The following is an 18,876-nucleotide window of genomic DNA, read 5'->3' as shown; positions in this document are numbered from 1 at the left end:
CGGGCTCAGGCGGGCAGGAAGTTGATCGGGTGGCTGTCGGTCGCCCACAGGTACTGGACGGCGTACGCCCGCCAGGGCCGCCAGGCCGCCGCCCGGGCGGTGAGCGCCGCCGGGGTGGAGGGCAGGCCCAGGTCGCGGGCGGCGCGGCGGACGCCGAGGTCGGTGGGGAGGAAGGCGTCGGGGTCGCCGAGGGCGCGCATCGCGATGATGTCGGCGGTCCAGGGGCCGAAGCCGGGGAGCGCGAGGAGGCGGGCGCGGGTGTCCGCCCGGTCGGTCTCGACGCCGAGGACGAGTGAGCCGTCGGCGAGGTGGCGGACGAGGGTGGTGAGGGTGGCGCGGCGGGTGCGGGGCATCGCCAGCGTGTCCGGGTCCACCTCCGCCAGGGCCTCGGTCGACGGGAAGAGGTGGGTCAGGCCGCCCTCCGGGTCCTCCACCGGGTCGCCGTGCGCCGTGACCAGGCGGGCCGCGTGGGTGCGGGCGGCGGCGGTGGAGACCTGCTGGCCCAGGACCGCCCGTACGGCGAACTCCGCCTCGTCGACGGTGCGCGGCACGCGGCGGCCGGGGGCCTTGTCGACCAGCGGCGCGAGCAGCGGGTCGGTGCGCAGCTGGTCGTCGACGGCCGTCGGGTCGGCGTCCAGGTCGAGCAGGCGGCGGCAGCGGCTGATGGCGACGGTCAGGTCGCGCAGGTCGGTGAGGGTGAGGCGGCAGTCGATGTGGTCGGGGGCGGGGGTGAGGGCCACGATGCCGTGACCGTGGGGGAGGCGCAGGGTACGGCGGTAGGCGCCGTCCCGCCACTCCTCCACGCCGGGTACGGCGGTGGCGGCGAGGTGGCCGAAGAGGTTGTCGGGGTTGAGGGGGGCGCGGAAGGGGAGGCGGAGGGCCGGCGCACCGCCGGGGGTCCCGGCGGACCGGTCCTCGGGTGGGCGGCGGGCGCGCAGCTCGCTCGGGGAGAGGGCGAAGACCTCGCGGACCGTGTCGTTGAAGGTGCGCACGGAGGAGAAGCCGGCCGCGAAGGCGATGTCCGCCATCGGCAGCGGCGTCGTCTCGATGAGCAGCCGGGCGGTCTGGGCGCGCTGCGCGCGGGCGAGGGCGAGGGGGCCCGCGCCGACCTCGGCGAGGAGCTGGCGTTCGATCTGCCGGGTGCTGTAGCCGAGGCGGGCGGCGAGGCCGGGGACGCCCTCGCGGTCCACGACGCCGTCCGCGATCAGGCGCATGGCGCGGGCGGTCAGGTCGGCCCGCTGGTTCCACTCGGGGGAGCCGGGGCTGGTGTCCGGGCGGCAGCGCTTGCACGCCCGGAACCCGGCCTGCTGGCAGGCCGCCGCGCTCGGGTAGAAGATCATGTTCTCCGGCTTGGGCGGCACCACGGGGCAGCTGGGCCGGCAGTAGATGCGGGTGGTCAGGACGGCGGTGAAGAACCAGCCGTCGAAGCGCGCGTCCTTCGACCGGACGGCGCGTACGCAGCCCTCGGTGTCGGTGTGCATGGCCGTCTGCATGCGTCCATGGTGATCCACCGTGCGGGCCCTGGCTGGCGAGTTTCCGACATGGACCTCACGCTTCCTGCGCCCCGCCGGATCGCCACGCCGACTCGCGCAGCAGCCGCAGCCCGTTGAGGCCGACCAGCACGGTCGAGCCCTCGTGTCCGGCGACGCCGAGCGGCAGCGGGAGGTGGCCGATCAGGTCCCACAGGACGAGCGCGGTGATGAAGGTGCCCGCGACGACCAGGTTCTGCAGCACCAGTCGGCGGGCGCGCCGGGACAGGCGGACGACCGCGGGCACGGCCGCCAGCTCGTCGCGGACCACGACCGCGTCCGCCGTCTCCAGGGCCAGGTCGGAGCCCGCGCGGCCCATGGCGATCCCGGCGTGGGCGGCGGCGAGGGCGGGGGCGTCGTTGACGCCGTCGCCGACGAAGAGCACCTTGCGGCCGGCCCGCTGCCTCTCCCGTACGGCCTCGACCTTGTCGTCGGGCAGCAGCTCCGCGCGGACGTCGGTCAGGCCCGTCGCGCCGGCCACGCGGGCGGCGGCGTGGGCGTTGTCGCCGGTGAGCAGGGCGGGGGCGGCGCCGGTGAGGGCGGTGAGCGCGGCGGTGGCCCCGGCGGCGTCGGCGCGCAGGCGGTCGGTGAGGGCGAGGGTGCCGAGCGGGGTGCCGTCGCGGGTGACCTGGACGGTGGTCTCGGCCCCCTGGGGCGCCTCGGCGCGGCCGACGTGCACCTTGCGGCCCTCGACCACGGCCGTCACACCGCGGCCCGGGGTCGCCGCGAAGTCCTCCGCGGGCGCGATGCGCAGCCCCCGTGCGCGGGCCGCGGCGACGATCGCGCGGGCCAGCGGGTGCTCGCTGGGGTGCTCGGCGGCGGCCGCGAGGGCGAGGAGGGCGTCCTCGTCGAGGCCGGAGCCGGGCAGGGGGCGTACGGCGGTCACCTCGGGGGCGCCCTCGGTGAGGGTGCCGGTCTTGTCGAGGGCCGCGGCGTCGATCTCGCCGAGGCGTTCCATGGCGACCGCCGACTTCACGAGGACGCCGTGCCGGCCGGCGTTGGCGATGGCGGACAGCAGGGGCGGCATCGTGGCGAGGACGACCGCGCAGGGCGAGGCGACGATCATGAAGGTCATGGCGCGCAGCAGGGCGTCGGTGAGGCCGACGCCGAAGGCGAGGGGGATGCCGAAGACCGCGAGGGTGGCGGCCACCACGCCGACCGCGTAGCGCTGCTCGATCTTCTCGATGAACAGCTGCGTGGGCGCCTTGGTGCGGGACGCCTCCTCGACCAGGGTGACGATGCGGGCGATCACCGAGTCGGCGGGGTCGCGGTCGACGCGGACCCGCAGGGCGCCGGTGCCGTTGAGGGTGCCGGCGAAGACGTCGTCGCCGGGGCGTTTGGGGACCGGGAGGGACTCGCCGGTGATGGTGGCCTGGTCGACCTCGCCGGTGCCGTCGGTCACCGTGCCGTCGGCTCCGATGCGCTCCCCGGGCCGGACCAGGAGGAGGTCGCCGACGGCGAGCTCGGCGGTCGGGACGGTCTCCTCGCGGTCCCCGGTGAGCCGGGTGGCGGTGGTGGGCGCGAGGTCGAGCAGGCCGCGCACGGAGTCGGCGGTGCGGGCGGTGGCCAGGGCCTCCAGGGCGCCGGAGGTGGCGAAGATGACGATGAGCAGGGCGCCGTCGAGGACCTGTCCGATGGCCGCCGCGCCGAGCGCCGCGACGATCATCAGCAGGTCGACGTCCAGGGTCTTCTCGCGCAGCGCCCGCAGCCCCTCCCGTGCGGGCTCCCAGCCGCCGGCGGCGTAGGCGGCCGCGTACAGGGGGCCGTACGTCCAGGCGGGGGCGCCGGCGAGGTCCGGGGCGAGCGCGGCGAGGAAGGCGAGCAGCGACGCGAGGGCCCAGCGTGCCTCCGGCAGGGCGAGCACGCGGGTGCGGCGGGCCGGCGCGTGCCGGGCGGGCGTGGGGACGGGGGCGGGGGCGAGGGTGGTGGACACGCGGCCACCATACAGGAACACATGAAGACTCGTTCATGCATTCATCCGTTCATGCGTGCGGACGGGTGCGTAAGATGACCGGCATGGGTCATGGAGCCGCCACCACCGCGCAGGACGCGACCGAGCGCGTGCGCCTGGACGCGGACAACGTCGCCAAGGTCGCCACCACGCTCCAGGCCCTGTCCACGCCCTCCCGGCTGCTGATCCTCGCGCGGCTGCGCGAAGGCCCTCTGCCCGCCACCGAGTTGGCGGCGGAGGTCGGCATGGAGCAGTCGGCCTGCTCCCACCAGCTGCGCCTGCTGCGGAACCTGGGGCTCGTCGTCGGCGAACGGCGCGGCCGGTCGGTGGTGTACGCGCTGCACGACCACCATGTCGCCGAGCTGCTCGACCAGGCCGTCTACCACGTGGAGCACCTGCGGCTGGGGATCAGCGACGCGGCGGGGTGAGCAGCCCCCGCATGGTCTCGGCGGCGCGCACGGCGGCGTCCGCGCAGCAGTTGTTGAAGAGCACGTGCAGTTCGTCCGCCCGTGCGGCGGCGCGGCGCAGCCGGGGCACCCAGGCGGCCAGCTCGGCGGTGGAGTAGTCGTACCGGAAGCGGTCCTCCTTGCTGCCCCTCCCCCACGCCGGGCTGCGTCCGTGGAAGCGGACGACGGCGAGGGCGGGGCGGGTGACCGGCGCGATGGGCGGCAGGGACGCGGACAGGTCCTGGGCCATGTCGGTGCCGACGGCCGACACGCCCAGCGCGGACAGCAGGGCGTGGGTCGCGTCCGCCCGGTGCGGCGCCCACCAGTCCGGGTGCCGGAACTCCACGGCGAGCGGCCACTCCCCCGCGCGCCGGGCACAGGCCTCGAGCGCCGCCTCGGCCGGGTCGCCGGGCGCGAACCACGGCGGGAACTGGAACAGCACGGCGCCGAGCCGCCCGGCCTCGCGCAGCGGCTCGACCGCGTCGGTGAAACGCCCCCACACCTCGTCCAGCAGCCCCTCGTCCGCCTGGCCGCGCCGCAGCGGGCCGGTGCCGGCCGCCCCGCGCAGGTCGGCGGGGAGCGCCTCCGGCCGCGTGGGGTGCCCGGTCAGCAGCGAGAAGGCCTTCACGTCGAAGCGGAAGCCGTCCGGCGTGCGCTCCACCCACAGCTCGCTGTTGCGGCGGCTCGGCAACGCGTAGTACCCGGCGTCCACTTCGACGACGGGCAGCCGTGAGGCGTAGTACCGCAGCCGTCCCTCGGCGTCCCGCCGTCCGCGCGGGTACCAGCCGCTCGAGACGAGGTGCCGGTCCGTCCACGAGCAGGCCCCGACCAGTACGTCACCCATGGGGGCCCGGGTACCCCGGGCTCCCCGTTCGTCCCCCTCCTACTCGGTCGCCGTGGGCCGCCGCGAGGCGGCCGTCGCGTCCCGCACGTCGGTGAGCGGGCGCAGCCGGTAGGTGTACGTGTAGTCCCGGTCGGCGAACAGCTTGAACTCGTCGTGGGTGTGCGCGCCCCAGCTGTTGTCGCCGCCGACGCCCATCTGCCGGTGGTTCAGACGCAGGACGACCTCGTCGCGCGGGGTGAGCTGGTAGTCGTGGCGCACGCCGGCCGACAGGTCCTCCGGCGTGAAGCGGGAGGCGTTGACCTCCAGCAGGGGTTCGCCGGTGGCGAGCAGCCCGGTCCCGCGGGAGTCGGTGAGCGCGACCCAGCGGACGTCGGTCTTGTTGCCGTTCTCCTGCGGGCGGATGTAGGGGGTCCACTGCTCGTCGACGGTCGAGGAGTACAGGCCGACGTCGGAACCGGTGTTGCGGTCCCAGTAGTTCTCGTCGGGGCCGCGCCCGTAGTAGTGCAGCCGGTCCAGGCGGCCGGGCAGGAACAGCATCGTCCCGACCTCGGGGATGTACGGCAGGTTCGCGGCGCCCGGGTGCAGGGTGTTGTCGACCTTGATCTCGCCGTTGCCGAACACCGTGTAGGTGGTGGAGTACGCCGACTCGACGGTGGTCGGCAGGGTGCCGCTGACCTTGATCTCGACGGCGCGGTCGCCCAGGGCCCGCACCGCGACGTCCGTCACCCTGCGGCGGGCGCCGGCGTCGCGCCAGGTCTGGTTGCGGGTGTGCTGGCCGTTGCCCTTGTCGTTGTCGGTGGGCGCCCGCCAGAAGTTGGGCACGGGCCCCGAGGTGATCAGACGGGTGCCGTTCGCCTCGTACGAGGTGATGGTGCCGCTGCGCTTGTCGACGGTGAGGGAGAAGCCCTTGCCGCGCACGGTGACGTCCCGGTCGCGGTCGTCGTGGCGCAGGGCGGGGACGCGCCCCAGGGGGACGGGGGTGACGGCCGGGCCGCCGGCGTCCAGCGGGAGCTGCTGCCGGGCCACCTCGAAGCCCGCCTTCGCCCACGGCGTGGACTCCTTGGTGGTGAAGGAGAGCTGGAGGAAGTACTCGGTGCCCGGCTCCGGGTCGTCGGGCAGGCGTACGGGGACGGTGATGTCCTTGGCGGACAGCGGCGGGACGTCCGTCTGGTCGCGGGTCAGCCTGCCGTGCCGGACGACCCTGCCGTCGGCGACCAGTTCCCACCGGGCGTCGAACTCGCGGACGTTCGTGAACAGGAACTCGTTGGTGAGGGTGACGGCTCCCGGGGCGCCGCCGGGGACGGGGGCGGCGTTGATCGCCTGGTAGACGTGCTTGACCTCGGTGGCCTTGCCGGTGTGGCCGCGGTCGGCGGTGACGATGCCGTCGGCGACGAAGGCGCCGTCGTTGGGGTTGTCGCCCCAGTCGCCGCCGTAGGCGAGGAAGGTCCTGTCCTTCGGCCGCTTCGTCTCGGTCCGCACGGTGGCCGCGTCGAACCAGAACCGCACGCCGTCGTCGCCGGGGCCGCGCCCGTCGTCGGCCAGTTCCGCGCCGGCGAGGGCGCGGGCGTAGACGCGGGCACGGCGGACGGTGCCGCTGAACTCGCGGGTCTGGGAGTCGGCGTCGGCGGCCAGGGACAGCGGCGCGGTGTTGCTGCTGGGGCGCCGGTCGGTGGTGCGGGTGGCCCTCACCGCGCCGTCGACGTACAGGGTCAGGGTGCCCGCGTCCGCGTCGAAGACGCCCGCGATGTGGTGCTCGCGGCCGGTCCAGTCGTCCGGCACCTCCCAGCTCGCGGTGATCCACTGGCCGGCCGAGTGGATGAAGAACTCCAGCCTGCGGTCGGTCTGCTTCAGCGCGTACTGGGTGTCGCCCTTGGCCAGGATGGGCTGGTGGTAGCCGGTGAACCGCGGGGTGACCCAGGCCTCCAGGGTCAGGGAGCCGGTGAGGTCGAGGCTGTCGTGGCGCTCGAAGACCGTGATGCCGGACAGCCCCTCGTCCCGGTCGAGGGTGCCGCGGGTGGCGAGGATCTCGCCGCGCAGCCCGGCCGGGCCCGACTCGGTCAGCAGGGTGCGGGCCGGGACGGGCGTGTACAGGGACTGGTCGACGAAGTCCCAGATCCAGCCGCCCTGGAGGACGTCGTACCGGCGGACGAGGTCCCAGTACTTCTTGAGGTTGCCGGTGGAGTTCCCCATCGAGTGGGCGTACTCGATCATGACGTAGGGCCGGGTGTCGGCGGTGTCCTTCGCGCGCTGCTCGACGCGCTGCGGGCTGTCGTACATCTCCGAGCGGATGTCGCTGATGCCGGGGCGGTCGTCGCCCTCGTACTGGATGACGCGGGTGTCGTCGTAGGAGCGGATCCAGTCGTGCATGGCGGTGAAGGTGCTGCCGCCGCCGGCCTCGTTGCCGAGCGACCAGATGACGACCGAGGCGTGGTTCTTGTCGCGGTGGACCATGTTCTGGGCACGGGCCACGCAGGCCGCGGTCCAGTCGGGGTGGTCACCCGGGTACTCGTCGCGGATGCCGTGGGTCTCGAGGTTGGTCTCGTCGACGAGGTAGAGGCCGTACTCGTCGGCCAGTTCCAGCCAGTACGGGTTGTTCGGGTAGTGCGAGGTGCGGACGCTGTTGATGTTCATCCGCTTGATGACCGTGATGTCCTGGACCATGTCCTCGCGGGTCAGGGCCGTGCCGCGGGCCGGGTGCATCTCGTGCCGGTTGGTACCGCGCAGGGAGACGGGTTTGCCGTTGATCCGCATCAGCCCGTCCTTGAGGGCGAACTCGCGGAAGCCGACCCGGTGGGAGAGGGTCTCCACGATCCTGCCGGACGGGTCGCGCAGGCGCAGGACGGCGGTGTACAGGTCCGGGTGCTCGGCCGACCACAGCTTCGGCGCCGGTACGGCCTTCGCCGCGCTCACGGTGACGTCCTCGCCGGCGCGGACCGTGGCGAGGTCGGCGGCCTGCTGGAGCGGCCGGGACCAGACGGCGTGGCCGCGGGCGTCGTACAGCTGGGTCTCCACCGTGTACCGCCCGGCGTCGCCGCCGCCGTACGCGCGCACGTGCGCGGTGACCTTGAGCTCGGCGTTCGTGTAGGTGTCGTCCAGCGGGGTGTCCAGCTTGAAGTCGCGCAGGTGCACGGCCGGGGTGGAGTAGAGGTAGACCGAGCGGAAGATGCCGCTCAGTCGGATCATGTCCTGGTCCTCCATCCAGTCGCCGTCGGAGTAGCGGTACACCTCCACGGCGATCTGGTTGGTGCCCGGCTTCAGGTGGTCGGTGACGTCGTACTCGGACGGGGTGTAGGAGTCCTCGTCGTAGCCGACCAGTTCGCCGTTGATCCACACGTAGTGCGCGGACTTGACGCCCTCGAAGTGGAGGAAGGTGCGGCGGCCCTTCCAGTCACGGGGCACGGTGAAGGTGCGCCGGTACTGGCCGACGGGGTTGTAGCGGGTCGGCGCGGCGGGCGGCTGCGGCTCCTCGCCGCGGCCGTTGGGGCCCCAGTACGGGTAGGTGATGTTCAGGTAGATCGGGAAGTCGTGGCCGTGCAGCTGCCAGACGGAGGGGACCGGGATGGTCTCCCAGTCGCTGTCGTCGGTGTCGGTGCGGTGGAAGTCGGCGTCCCGGTCGTCGGGGCGGTCGGCGTAGGCGAACTTCCAGGTGCCGTCGAGGCTGAGGCGGTAGGGCGAGCGGGTGCGGTCGCCGGCCAGGGCCTGTCTGACGTCCGCGTACGGCATGAGCGTGGTGTGCGGCGGCTCGGTGCCGAGCCGGAAGACGCCGAAGTCGTTCCACTCGGGGGGTGCGTCGGACGCGGCACGCCGTCCGGCCGCGAGCGCGCTGGCGGACGGCGCGGACAGGGCGAGCGCCCCGAGGACGGCGGCGCCGCCCTCCAGGAGACGGCGGCGGCTGACGACCGGGCGGGGGCGGGGGGCCGGGATACCGGCGGGTGACACGGGTGAGTGCGGCATGACCGTGGCCTTCCGTATGGCTTCGGGGGCGGCTCAACGCACGGTGCGGCACCGGCCGTTGACGGTGGTGCGGAGGTCAACTGCCGGTGATGGAGCGGCTACTGGATCAGGGTCACCCTAGGACTCGAACACAACCGAATCAATTACCCCGTCGGACTTTGTTGGTTCCTGATGAACGGTCACCGGTTCCGCCCGGCGCGCGGGCGGGTTCGGGTCCGTCAGCCGGCCTGCGCGGCGAACGCCTCGTACGCCCGGTCGTCGAACAGGACGAACCGGACCTCCGTCACCGACGTCGTGGTGCCGCGCACCGTCTCGACGGCGATGCGGGCCGCGTCGTCCACGGGCCAGCGGTAGACGCCGGTGGAGATCGCCGGGAAGGCGACCGTGCGGGCGCCCAGTTCGTCGGCGATGCGGAGGGACTCGCGGTAGCAGGAGGCGAGGAGGCCGGAGCGGTCCTCGTCGGCCGACCAGACCGGGCCGACCGTGTGGATCACCCAGCGGGCGTCCAGGTCGCCCGCGGTGGTGGCGACCGCCCGGCCGGTGGGCAGACCCCCGCCGAGGCGACCGGCGCGGAGCCTGCGGCACTCCGCGAGGATCTCGGGGCCGCCGCGCCGGTGGACGGCGCCGTCGACGCCGCCGCCGCCGAGCAGGGAGGAGTTGGCCGCGTTGACGATCGCGTCGGCGCTCTGGCGCGTGATGTCGCCCCGGACCAGCGTGATGACGGTCATGTCTGCCTCAGTCTCCGCCAGACGGCCTTCGCCGCGTTGTGTCCGGACATGCCGTGCACGCCGGGGCCCGGCGGGGTGGCCGACGAGCAGATGAAGACGGCCGGGTGCGGGGTGGCGTACGGGAACAGGGAGAGCTTGGGGCGCAGCAGGAGCTGGAGCCCGGAGACCGCACCGGAGGCGATGTCCCCGCCGACGTAGTTGGCGTTGCGGGCGGCGATCTCGGGCGGGCCGGCGGTGGCGCGGGCGAGGACGCGGTCGCGGAACCCGGGGGCGAAGCGCTCCAGTTGGCGTTCGACGGCGTCGGTGAGGTCGCCGGTCCAGCCGTGGGGGACGTGTCCGTACGCCCAGAAGACGTGCTTGCCCGCCGGGGCCCGGCCGGGGTCGACGACGCCGGGCTGCACGGTGATGAGGAACGGCCGGTCGGGTGCGCGGTCCGTGCGCGAGGCGGCGTGCAGGGCGGCGCCGATCTCCGTGCTGTCGGCGCCGACCTGCACCGTCCCGGCGGTGCGGGGTGCCTCGGCCGTCCACGGGACCGGGCCGTCCAGCGCGTAGTCGATCTTGAAGACGCCGGGGCCGTACCGGTAGTGCTCGTAGTGGTTGCCGAGGCCGGCGATGCGGGCCAGGGCCGTGGGCGAGGTGTCGAAGACGTACGCGCGCGCCGGCGGCAGGTCGTCGAGGCGCTTGACCTCGTAGTCGGTGTGGACGGTGCCGCCGAGGTCGGCGAGGTACGCGGCGAGCGCGTCGGAGATGGCCTGGGAACCGCCGCGGGCCACGGGCCAGCCGCGGGCGTGGGCGGCGAGGGCGAAGACCAGGCCGATGGCACCGGTGGCGAAGCCGCCGAGCGGGGCCATGACGTGGGCGACGAGGCCCGCGAGGAGGGTCCGCGCCTTCTCGTCGCGGAAGCGGCGCATCAGCCACGTCGACGGCGGCAGGCCGACCAGGCCGAAGCGGGCGAGGGTGACCGGGTCGCGGGGCAGCGCGGTGAGCGGCAGGGACATGAAGTCGCGGACCAGGGTGTCCCACCGGGGCAGGAAGCGCTCGACCAGCCTGCGGTACGTGCCCGCGTCACGCGGGCCGAAGGATGCGGCGGTCTCGCCGACCGACCGGGACAGCACGGCGGCCGAGCCGTCGGGGAACGGGTGGGCCATGGGCAGCTCGGGGTGCAGCCACTCGAGGCCGTACCGCTCCAGCGGCAGGGCGCGGAACGCGGGGGAGTTGACGCCGAGGGGGTGCGCGGCCGAGCAGGGGTCGTGGCGGAAGCCGGGGAGGGTCAGCTCCTCCGTGCGGGCGCCGCCGCCCACGGTGTCCCGCGCCTCGAAGACGGCGACGGAGAAGCCCCGGCGGGCCAGCTCCACGGCAGCCGTCAGTCCGTTCGGTCCCGCACCCACCACGACCGCATCGAGCATCGACGGCACCTTCGGACTCCTTCGTCAGCCGAGGCCACTCGGGTCAGGATATGCCGGTCCGCCGACGGCCCCCGCGCGCGGGTGACGGCCGGCGGCGGGCGGCCGGGGGCACGGGGTCAGGCGGCCTCCCCCGCGAGCAGCGCCACCACCCGCCGGGCCGTGGCCGCGTCGCGGGCCGCGGTGAACGGAAGGTCGTTGCCACCGGTGATGCGGAAGGGTTCGCCCGCCCGGGTCAGGTGGGTACCGCCCGCCTCCTCGACCAGCAGGAGCCCCGCCGCGTGGTCCCAGGCCGCCTCCCAGGAGAACGCCGTGGCGTCCGACTCGCCGCGCGCGACGGCGAGGTACTCGAGGCCCGCCGAGCCGCAGGCGCGGGGGGCCACGCCCGGGGTGCGCAGGCCGAGCAGGGCGCGCTTCTGCTCGTCCGTCGTGTAGTCCGGGTGGGAGGTGGCGACCCGCAGGTCGTGCCCGGGCTCGGGCGGCCCGGCGTACAGCCGCTCGCCGTCCAGGAAGGCGCCCCGGCCCCGCACGGCCGTGGCGAGCCGGTCGCGGACGGGCGCGTAGGTCCAGGAGGCGTGCACCACGCCGCGGTGGGCCAGGGCGACCAGCGTGCAGAATCCCTCGTCGCCGTGCACGAACTGCCGCGTCCCGTCGACGGGGTCGACGATCCACACCGGCGCCTCGCCCCGGAGCGCCTCGTACGAGGCGGGGTTGGCGTGCACCGCCTCCTCACCGACCACGACCGAGCCGGGCAGCAGGGCGGGCAGCGCCTCGGTCAGACACCGCTCGGCCTTGCGGTCGGCGTCCGTCACCAGGTCGTGCGGGCCGGACTTCTGGTCGACCTCGTGGGCCGCGAGCCGGCGCCAGCGCGGCATGATCTCCTGGGCGGCCGCCTTGCGGACGGCCTCCTCCACGTCGTCGGCGTGCCGGGCGAGAAACTCGTCGATGGTTTCGTTGTCCTCGATCATGGCTCCATGAGAGCACGCGCCACTGACGGTCCCCACCCGTGCGGTGTGCTCCGGGTGGAATCGGCGTGAACACGTGGTCGGCCTCAGCGTCCCACCGCGTACCCCTGCGCGCCGCGCGGGTTCGCCGCCGCCGACAGCACGCCCGTCTCCGGGTCCCTCGCGACGGCGCACAGCCGCCCCTCCGACCACGCCTCGCCGACGGTGACGTCGTGGCCGCGGCGGCGCAGCTCCTCGACGACCTCCTCGGGCATCCGGGACTCCACGGTGAGGCTTCCCGCCCGCATGCCGCGGGGGAAGAAGGAGCCGGGGAAGCTGTCGTTGTGCCAGTTCGGGGCGTCGATGGCGCCCTGGAGGTCGAGGCCGCCGCGCACCCGGGCGCGCAGGGCGACCGCCAGGAAGAAGTGCAGCTGCCACTGGTCCTGCTGGTCCCCGCCGGGGGTGCCGAACGCCATGACGGGCACGCCGTCGCGCAGGGCGATCGACGGGGTGAGGGTGGTGCGCGGCCGGCGGCCCGGGGTGAGCGAGTTCGGCAGGCCCTCCTCCAGCCAGGTCATCTGCAGGCGGGTGCCGAGCGGGAAGCCGAGTTCGGGCACGACCGGGTTGGACTGGAGCCAGCCGCCGCTGGGCGTGGCCGAGACCATGTTGCCCCAGCGGTCCACGACGTCCAGGTGACAGGTGTCCCCACGGGTGCCGCCGTCGGCGCCGACGGCCGGCTCGCCGGGCACCGGGGAGGTGGGGCCCTTGGCGACGGTCGGCTCGCCGACTCCCAGGGCGTCGAGCCCCTCCCCCTCGACGGCCGCCACGCGCGCGTGGGCGCTGAGCCGCGGGGTGCGCCCGCCCGGACCGCCCGGCCGCAGGTCGAAGGAGGCCTTGTCCCCCACGAGCTCGCGCCGGGCCGCGTTGTACGCCGGTGACAGCAGGTCGGCGAGCGGCACCTCGGCCGCGCCGGCGGCGTCCCCGTACCAGGCCTCCCGGTCGGCCATGGCGAGCTTGCAGCCCTCGACCAGCAGGTGGACGTAGTCGGCAGAGCCGTACCGGGGCAGCTCGGGCGGGAGCAGCGCCAACTGCTGGAGCAGGACGGGGCCCTGGCTCCAGGGGCCGGCCTTGCACACGGTCCAGCCGTTCCAGTCGTACGTCACCGGCGCCTCGTAGGACGCGGACCAGCCGGCGAGGTCGGCGGCCGTCAGGGTGCCGGTGTGGTGCCGGCCGCTGGTGTCCAGGGTGGGCCGGGCGGCCTGCCGTACGAACGCCTCGGCGACGAACCCGGTGCGCCAGACCTCGCGGGCCGCCTCGATCTCCGCCTCCCGGCTCCCCGCCCCGGCCGCCTCGGCGAGCAGGCGCTTCCAGGTGGCGGCGAGGGCGGGGTTGCGGAACGGCTCGCCCGGGCGGGGCGGTCGCCCGTCGGTCAGGTAGACCGCGGCCGAGGACGTCCACTCCGTCTCGAACAGCTCGCGGACGGTCTCGACGGTCTCCGTGAGGCGTTCCACGGGCGGGTGCCCGTGCTCGGCGTAGCCGATGGCGTACTTCAGCACGTCGGCGAGGCGCCTGGTGCCGTGGTCGCGCAGCAGGAGCATCCACGCGTCGAAGGCGCCGGGCACGGCGGCGGCGAGCGGACCGGTGCCGGGCACGAGGTCCAGGCCGAGTCCCCGGTAGTGGGCGACCGTCGCACCGGCCGGGGCGACGCCCTGCCCGCACAGCACCCGCACCTCGCCGCCCGCCGGCGCGAGGAGTATCGGCACCTCTCCGGCGGGCCCGTTGAGGTGCGGTTCGACGACGTGCAGCACGAACGCGCCGGCCACGGCGGCGTCGTAGGCGTTGCCGCCGTCCTCCAGCACCGCCATCGCCGACTGCGACGCCAGCCAGTGGGTGGAGGACACCATGCCGAAGGTTCCGCTCAGGGTGGGGCGCGTCGTGAACTGCATACCTGTCCTCGGGGTGTGGGGACGTCGAAGGACCGTGCGGCAGCGGGGCGGGCCACCGGGGGAATCCGGGAAGAACGCGCGCGGGGCCGTCTCCTCCACGTCGCCCGCCTCGGGCCACCGGCCCGGGCTGCCCCGGCACCGGCCACTGCCGCACGCAGGGTAGACGCCCGCCACCGACCGGCGCCACCCTCCTCACCAGGCCGAACGCGTCCCCCCTTTACGGATCCGGCCGACCGGGTCCGAGGGCCGCCCCCGGCCCTGCGGAGGGTCCGGGGCCGGTCCGGCGGTGCCGTCCACCGCGACGGCGGCGTCCACGCCCCGCTCCGCTCTGCTCCCCGCGGCTCACGGTCCCGGGTGCGGTGAAGGCGTCTGCTCCGACCAGATGACCTTTCCGGTCTCGGTGTAGCGGGTCCCCCAGCGGTCGGCGAGCTGAGCCACCAGGAACAGGCCACGGCCCCCCTCGTCGGTGGTGGCCGCGTAGCGCAGGTGGGGGGCGGTGCTGCTGCCGTCGGAGACCTCGCAGATCAGGGCCCGGTCGAGCAGCAGCCGCACCCGGACGGGGTCGGCGCCGTAGCGGACCGCGTTGGTGAGCAGTTCGCTGAGGATCAGTTCCGTGACGAAGGCTTCCTCGTCCAGGCCCCACTCGGAGAGCCGGTCGGTGACCTCGCGGCGGACGCGGGAGACGACGGCCGGGTCCCGGTCCACGTCCCAGACGGCCACCCTGGCCGGGTCGAGGAGGCGGGTGCCGGCCACGAGGAGCGCCACGTCGTCCTGGGGCGGGCGGACCGGTACGTCCGCCAGGACCCGGGCACAGGTCTCCTCGGGCGTGCGCCCGGCCCGGGCGAGGCTCCGCCGCAGCAGTTCCATGCCCTCGTCGATGTCCTGGCCGCGGGCTTCCACCAGGCCGTCGGTGTACAGCACGAGCCGGCTGCCCTCGGGCACGTCGATCCCGACCGCCTCGAACGGCAGGCCGCTGCCGACACCGAGCGGCAGTCCCGCGGGACTGTCCGGGAAGCACACGGTCCCGTCGGGCAGCACCAGCGCGGGGCTGGGATGTCCCGCCCGGCTCAGGGAGAGCCGGCCCGCCACCGGATCGTAGATCGCGTAGAGACAGGTGACCCCGGCGATCTCGGACCTGTCCGGGGCGCCCTCCTGGTCGATTCGCAGGACCAGTTCGTCGAGGCGCGCGAGGAGTTCGTCGGCCGGCAGGTCGAGGGCGGCGAAGTTGTGGACGGCGGTGCGCAGCCGCCCCATGGTGGCGGAGGCGTGCAGACCGTGCCCCACCACGTCGCCGACCACCAGGGCGACACGGGCCCCCGACAACGGGATGACGTCGAACCAGTCCCCGCCCACCCCGGCTTCCGCCGCCAGGTACCGGTAGGCGACGTCGAGGGCGTTCTGCCGGGGGACCTCCCTCGGCAGGAGACTGCGCTGCAGGGCGACGGCCGTCTCGTGCTCCCGGGTGTAGCGGCGGGCGTTGTCGACGCACATCGCCGCCCTGGCCACCAGTTCCCGGGCGAACTCCTCGTCGTCCGCGTCGAACGGGGCCGGGTTCTGCGATCGCCAGAAGTTGACCGTGCCGAGCACCACGCCCCGTGCGTGCAGGGGGATGCCGAGGACGCTGTGGAAGCCGTAGTCGAGGAGGCGCCGGGCGTGCTCGGGGTCCCTTTCGTACCGGGCGAGCGCGGCCTCCGCGTTCCCCTCGGGAAAGGAGTGGCGCTCGCTGCCGCCGAGGGAGTCGGTGCTGGTGGGAACGGTGCCGGTCGACCGGCCCGGCGGGTGCAGGGGGTGGTCGTCGTGCAGGCCGGCGACCGCGGCGCGCCGCATCGGTGCGAGCGTGCTGTCGGACTCGCCCGGTTCCTCCCCGCGGAACACCGCCTCGGCCAGGTCCACCGTGGCGAAGTCCGAGAACCGCGGGACGACCACCCGGGTCAGTTCCCGCGCGGTCGTGGTCACGTCGAGGGTGCTGCCGATCCGTGCGCCGGCCTCGTACAGGAGCAGGAGGCGCTCCCGCACGGCCTCGGCCCGCCCGATCACCGCGCGCAGTTCGGTGGTGTCGCGGATGGTGGCGACGACACCGGGCGGGCCGCCGTGGTCGCCGGTGGTCCGCAGGTTGACCACGAGCAGCCGGTCCCCCACCGGCACCACCTCGTCGGTGACGGGCCCGCCGGCCCCGAGGAGTTCGGCGATCCGCGGGGGGAGCGGGGCCTCGGCGACCGGCCGCCCCTCCGCCTCGGGCCTCAGACCGAGCAGCCTGCGCGCCTCGTCGTTGGCCAGTACCAGCCGCCCGGTGCCGTCGGCGATCAGTACGCCCTCCCGCACGGAGTGCAGCACCGCGTCGTGGTGCTCGTACATGCGCGTCATCTCGGCGGGGCCGAGGCCGCGGGTCTGCCGGGACAGCCGCCGGTTGACCAGCGCCGATCCGCCCAGCGCGAGGAGCAGCGCGCCGGCGGCGCTGCCGAGGATGACGGGCAGCTGGCGGTCGGTGGACTGCTGGACGTCGCTGAGCGTGATCTCGACGGCGACGATCCCGGCGACCGAACCGTCACCGCGCAGGACGGGCACGGTCGAGTCGACGGCCGGTCCGACGCTGGCGCTGAGCTCCGTCGTCACGGGGATGCCCTGCAACGCCTTGTCGACGGAGCTGAGGACGTGCTTCCCGATGAGGTCCGGGTCGGGGTGCGTGTAGCGGATCCCCCGTGTGCTGGCCACGACGACGAACGCCACGTCCGCCGCCTTGCGGGCGGCCTCGGCCCGGGGCTGGAGCACGGCCGTCGGGTCGGGGCCGTCCAGCGCCTCGACGGTCCCGGGCGCGTTGGCGAAGGTCTGCGCGACCGACAGGGTCCGCTCCCGTGCCGCCTGGGTGCTGTCCCGACGGGCCTGGAGCACCAGAGCCACCACCGCGGCGATCGCGAGCAGCACGACCAGGGCCACCTGCAGCAGGAACACCTGGCCGGCGACGGTCCGCACCGTCGGTCCGCGTCCGGGGGGACCCGGCCGCGTCCCCGGCGCTCGGATCCCGTGAAAGAGCCCGGAGGCCCACTCCCGCATGACGCGAATTCCGGACATAAAACTCATTATGGTCACGGCTGGGCAAAGGGTACTCCGCGACACCGGTTCAGGGCCCGCCGTCATGGGACGCGCCGGGACGGACGGTCCGCGGCGAGCCGCGGGTGCCGCGGCCGGGTGATCCCCCGGCCGCGCCCGGGCGGGGAACACCGTCGGCGTTCCCGCTGTTGCCCCCCGTGTGCGGAAACGGAGGCGGAACGGTGCACGGTGAGTACAAGGTCCCCGGCGGCAAGCTGGTCGTCGTGGACGTGGAGGCCGAGGACGGGGTGCTGCGGCACGTGCGCGTGGCCGGCGACTTCTTCCTCGAGCCGGACGAGGCGCTCGACGCCGTGAACCGTGCGCTGGAGGGCGCCCCGGCCGACACCGACGCCGCGGGACTGGCCGCGCGTATCGACGCCGCCCTGCCCGGGGGCACCGTGATGTACGGGCTGACGTCCGAGGGCGTCGGCATCGCCGTGCGCCGGGCCCTGGCGCACGCCACGGACTGGACGGACTACGACTGGCAGCTGATCCACGAGGCCCCGCAGTCCCCCGCCCTGCACATGGCCCTGGACGAGGTGCTGACCGCCGAGGTCGCGGCGGGCCGGCGTCCTCCGACGCTGCGGGTGTGGGAGTGGGGCTCCCCCGCGGTGATCATCGGCAGCTTCCAGTCCCTGCGCAACGAGGTCGACGCCGAGGCCGCCGAGCGCCACGGCGTCGAGGTGGTGCGCCGGATCTCCGGCGGCGGCGCCATGTTCGTGGAGCCCGGCAACACGATCACCTACTCGCTGTCCGTGCCGGAGGCGTTGGTGCAGGGCCTGTCCTTCCAGGACAGCTACGCCTACCTCGACGACTGGGTGCTCGGCGCCCTCGGCGACATGGGCGTCCGCGCCTGGTACCAGCCGCTGAACGACATCGCCACCGACCAGGGCAAGATCGCGGGCGCCGCGCAGAAACGGCTCGTGGGACACGGCGGCAGCCCCGGCGCGGTGCTGCACCACGTGACCATGTCGTACGACATCGACGCCGACAAGATGCTCGAGGTGCTGCGCATCGGCCGGGAGAAGCTCAGCGACAAGGGCATCAGGAGCGCGAAGAAGCGGGTGGATCCGCTGCGCCGTCAGACCGGCCTGCCGCGCGAGGCCGTGATCGAGCGGATGATCGCCTCCTTCGGCGCCCGGTACGGGATCACCCGGGGCAAGGTGACCGACGGGGAACTGGCGCGGGCCGAGGAGCTGGCCCGCACGAAGTTCTCCTCACCGCGGTGGACGGCCCGGGTGCCCTGACGGGTCCGTCTGCGTCACCGGACGGGCACGCAGCGAGTTCGGCCCTTCCGCCCCACAGGTACTCGTGTGACACTGGCGTCCCCGTCCGCAGTGCGGGCACCTTCCGCACCGTCCCCCACGAGAAGTGCGCCGTGCGTTCCCTTCCCCTGCCGCTCGCCCTGACCGCACGCCTGGCCCCGGTCGCCGTGCTCGCCACGGCGGGCTGGGTGATGTCGTCCGGACCGGACACGACACCGGCCGCCGAGGACAGCACGCCGCCCGACGGCGGGCGTCCGTCCGCCTCCGTCCCGGCGACGCAGGCGGAGACGAAGACGTACGCCTCCGCCCCGGCGCCCTGCGGGAGCCTGGCCGAGAAGACGATCACGTCGCTGGTGCCGGGGGCGAAGGCGGCGGGCAAGGAGATCCCGTCGACGGACACGAAGGTGCGCCGCACCTGCTCGTGGAACGCGCTCAAGGGGTACGACTACCGCTGGCTGGACGTCTCCTACGAGGTGATGGCTTCGAACGAGGCGGCGCAGAAGTCGTACAAGGAGCGGGTCGCCGACCGCAGCGGCGGCGGTGGCGTCCCGGGACTCGGCGACGAGGCGTACTCCGTCGTGAACCTCACCACCGAGGACAAGCAGCAGACGCGGGAGGGCACCGTGGTGGTCCGCGCGGCCAACGCCCTGGTGACGATCACGTACAACGGCAGCGACTTCGAGACCAAGAAGGCCCCCGGTACGGACGAGATCAACAAGGGGGCCATCAAGGCGGCCAAGGAGGCGGTGGCCGCCCTGCGGGGCGGCCAGGCCGGCTGA

12 protein-coding genes are annotated in these 18,876 nt (G+C 74.3%); 3 read left to right on the top strand and 9 right to left on the bottom strand.

Annotated features, from left to right (window positions below):
- Positions 1-5: 5 nt before the first annotated feature.
- Positions 6-1,481, bottom strand: coding sequence for an AlkA N-terminal domain-containing protein (locus JHAT_RS18575; RefSeq protein WP_077799374.1), 1,476 nt, complete (start codon positions 1,479-1,481; stop codon positions 6-8).
- A 67-nt stretch (positions 1,482-1,548) separates the two neighbouring features.
- The gene (locus JHAT_RS18570) at positions 1,549-3,462 is read right to left on the bottom strand and encodes a heavy metal translocating P-type ATPase (protein WP_077799321.1); all 1,914 of its coding nucleotides are present in this window, start codon (positions 3,460-3,462) and stop codon (positions 1,549-1,551) included.
- Between the two features lie 83 nt (positions 3,463-3,545).
- On the opposite strand from JHAT_RS18570, the gene JHAT_RS18565 reads away from it, so the two are divergent.
- Positions 3,546-3,908: a metalloregulator ArsR/SmtB family transcription factor gene (locus JHAT_RS18565; protein WP_077799373.1), complete on the top strand. Its 363-nt coding sequence runs from the start codon at positions 3,546-3,548 to the stop codon at positions 3,906-3,908.
- On the opposite strand, the gene JHAT_RS18560 is transcribed toward JHAT_RS18565, so the two are convergent.
- The 7 genes from JHAT_RS18560 to JHAT_RS18530 form a co-directional block, all read right to left on the bottom strand.
- Positions 3,889-4,770: a DUF72 domain-containing protein gene (locus JHAT_RS18560; protein ID WP_077799320.1), complete on the bottom strand. Its 882-nt coding sequence runs from the start codon at positions 4,768-4,770 to the stop codon at positions 3,889-3,891. The two genes, JHAT_RS18565 and JHAT_RS18560, sit on opposite strands and share 20 nt — an antisense overlap.
- Before the next feature lie 39 nt (positions 4,771-4,809).
- Complete coding sequence (locus tag JHAT_RS18555) at positions 4,810-8,724, bottom strand: glycoside hydrolase family 2 TIM barrel-domain containing protein (protein ID WP_077799319.1); 3,915 nt, start codon at positions 8,722-8,724, stop codon at positions 4,810-4,812.
- Between the two features lie 218 nt (positions 8,725-8,942).
- Positions 8,943-9,452, bottom strand: a complete 510-nt coding sequence (locus JHAT_RS18550) for an O-acetyl-ADP-ribose deacetylase (protein ID WP_077799318.1) — start codon at positions 9,450-9,452, stop codon at positions 8,943-8,945.
- On the bottom strand, positions 9,449-10,858 hold the full coding sequence (locus JHAT_RS18545; RefSeq protein ID WP_077799372.1) for an NAD(P)/FAD-dependent oxidoreductase: 1,410 nt from the start codon (positions 10,856-10,858) through the stop codon (positions 9,449-9,451). The genes JHAT_RS18550 and JHAT_RS18545 overlap by 4 nt, the downstream gene beginning before the upstream one ends.
- A gap of 116 nt (positions 10,859-10,974) precedes the next feature.
- Positions 10,975-11,823 (bottom strand): inositol monophosphatase family protein, encoded by an 849-nt coding sequence (locus JHAT_RS18540; RefSeq protein WP_077799317.1) that lies wholly within the window; start codon positions 11,821-11,823, stop codon positions 10,975-10,977.
- 83 nt (positions 11,824-11,906) lie between these two features.
- Positions 11,907-13,745 (bottom strand): gamma-glutamyltransferase family protein, encoded by a 1,839-nt coding sequence (locus tag JHAT_RS18535; RefSeq protein ID WP_077799316.1) that lies wholly within the window; start codon positions 13,743-13,745, stop codon positions 11,907-11,909.
- Between the two features lie 342 nt (positions 13,746-14,087).
- Positions 14,088-16,796 carry a SpoIIE family protein phosphatase gene (locus tag JHAT_RS18530; protein WP_077799315.1) on the bottom strand — a complete coding sequence of 903 codons (2,709 nt, stop codon included), beginning with the start codon at positions 16,794-16,796 and terminating at the stop codon, positions 14,088-14,090.
- Between the two features lie 218 nt (positions 16,797-17,014).
- On the opposite strand from JHAT_RS18530, the gene JHAT_RS18525 reads away from it, so the two are divergent.
- Both JHAT_RS18525 and JHAT_RS18520 read left to right on the top strand, forming a co-directional pair.
- Positions 17,015-18,079 (top strand): biotin/lipoate A/B protein ligase family protein, encoded by a 1,065-nt coding sequence (locus tag JHAT_RS18525; RefSeq protein WP_077799314.1) that lies wholly within the window; start codon positions 17,015-17,017, stop codon positions 18,077-18,079.
- Between the two features lie 131 nt (positions 18,080-18,210).
- Positions 18,211-18,876, top strand: a complete 666-nt coding sequence (locus tag JHAT_RS18520) for a hypothetical protein (RefSeq protein ID WP_077799313.1) — start codon at positions 18,211-18,213, stop codon at positions 18,874-18,876.

This window comes from Streptomyces sp. JHA26, from assembly GCF_002005565.1.
GTDB lineage: Bacteria > Actinomycetota > Actinomycetes > Streptomycetales > Streptomycetaceae > Streptomyces.
This window is presented reverse-complemented; position numbering and strand designations above follow the sequence as displayed.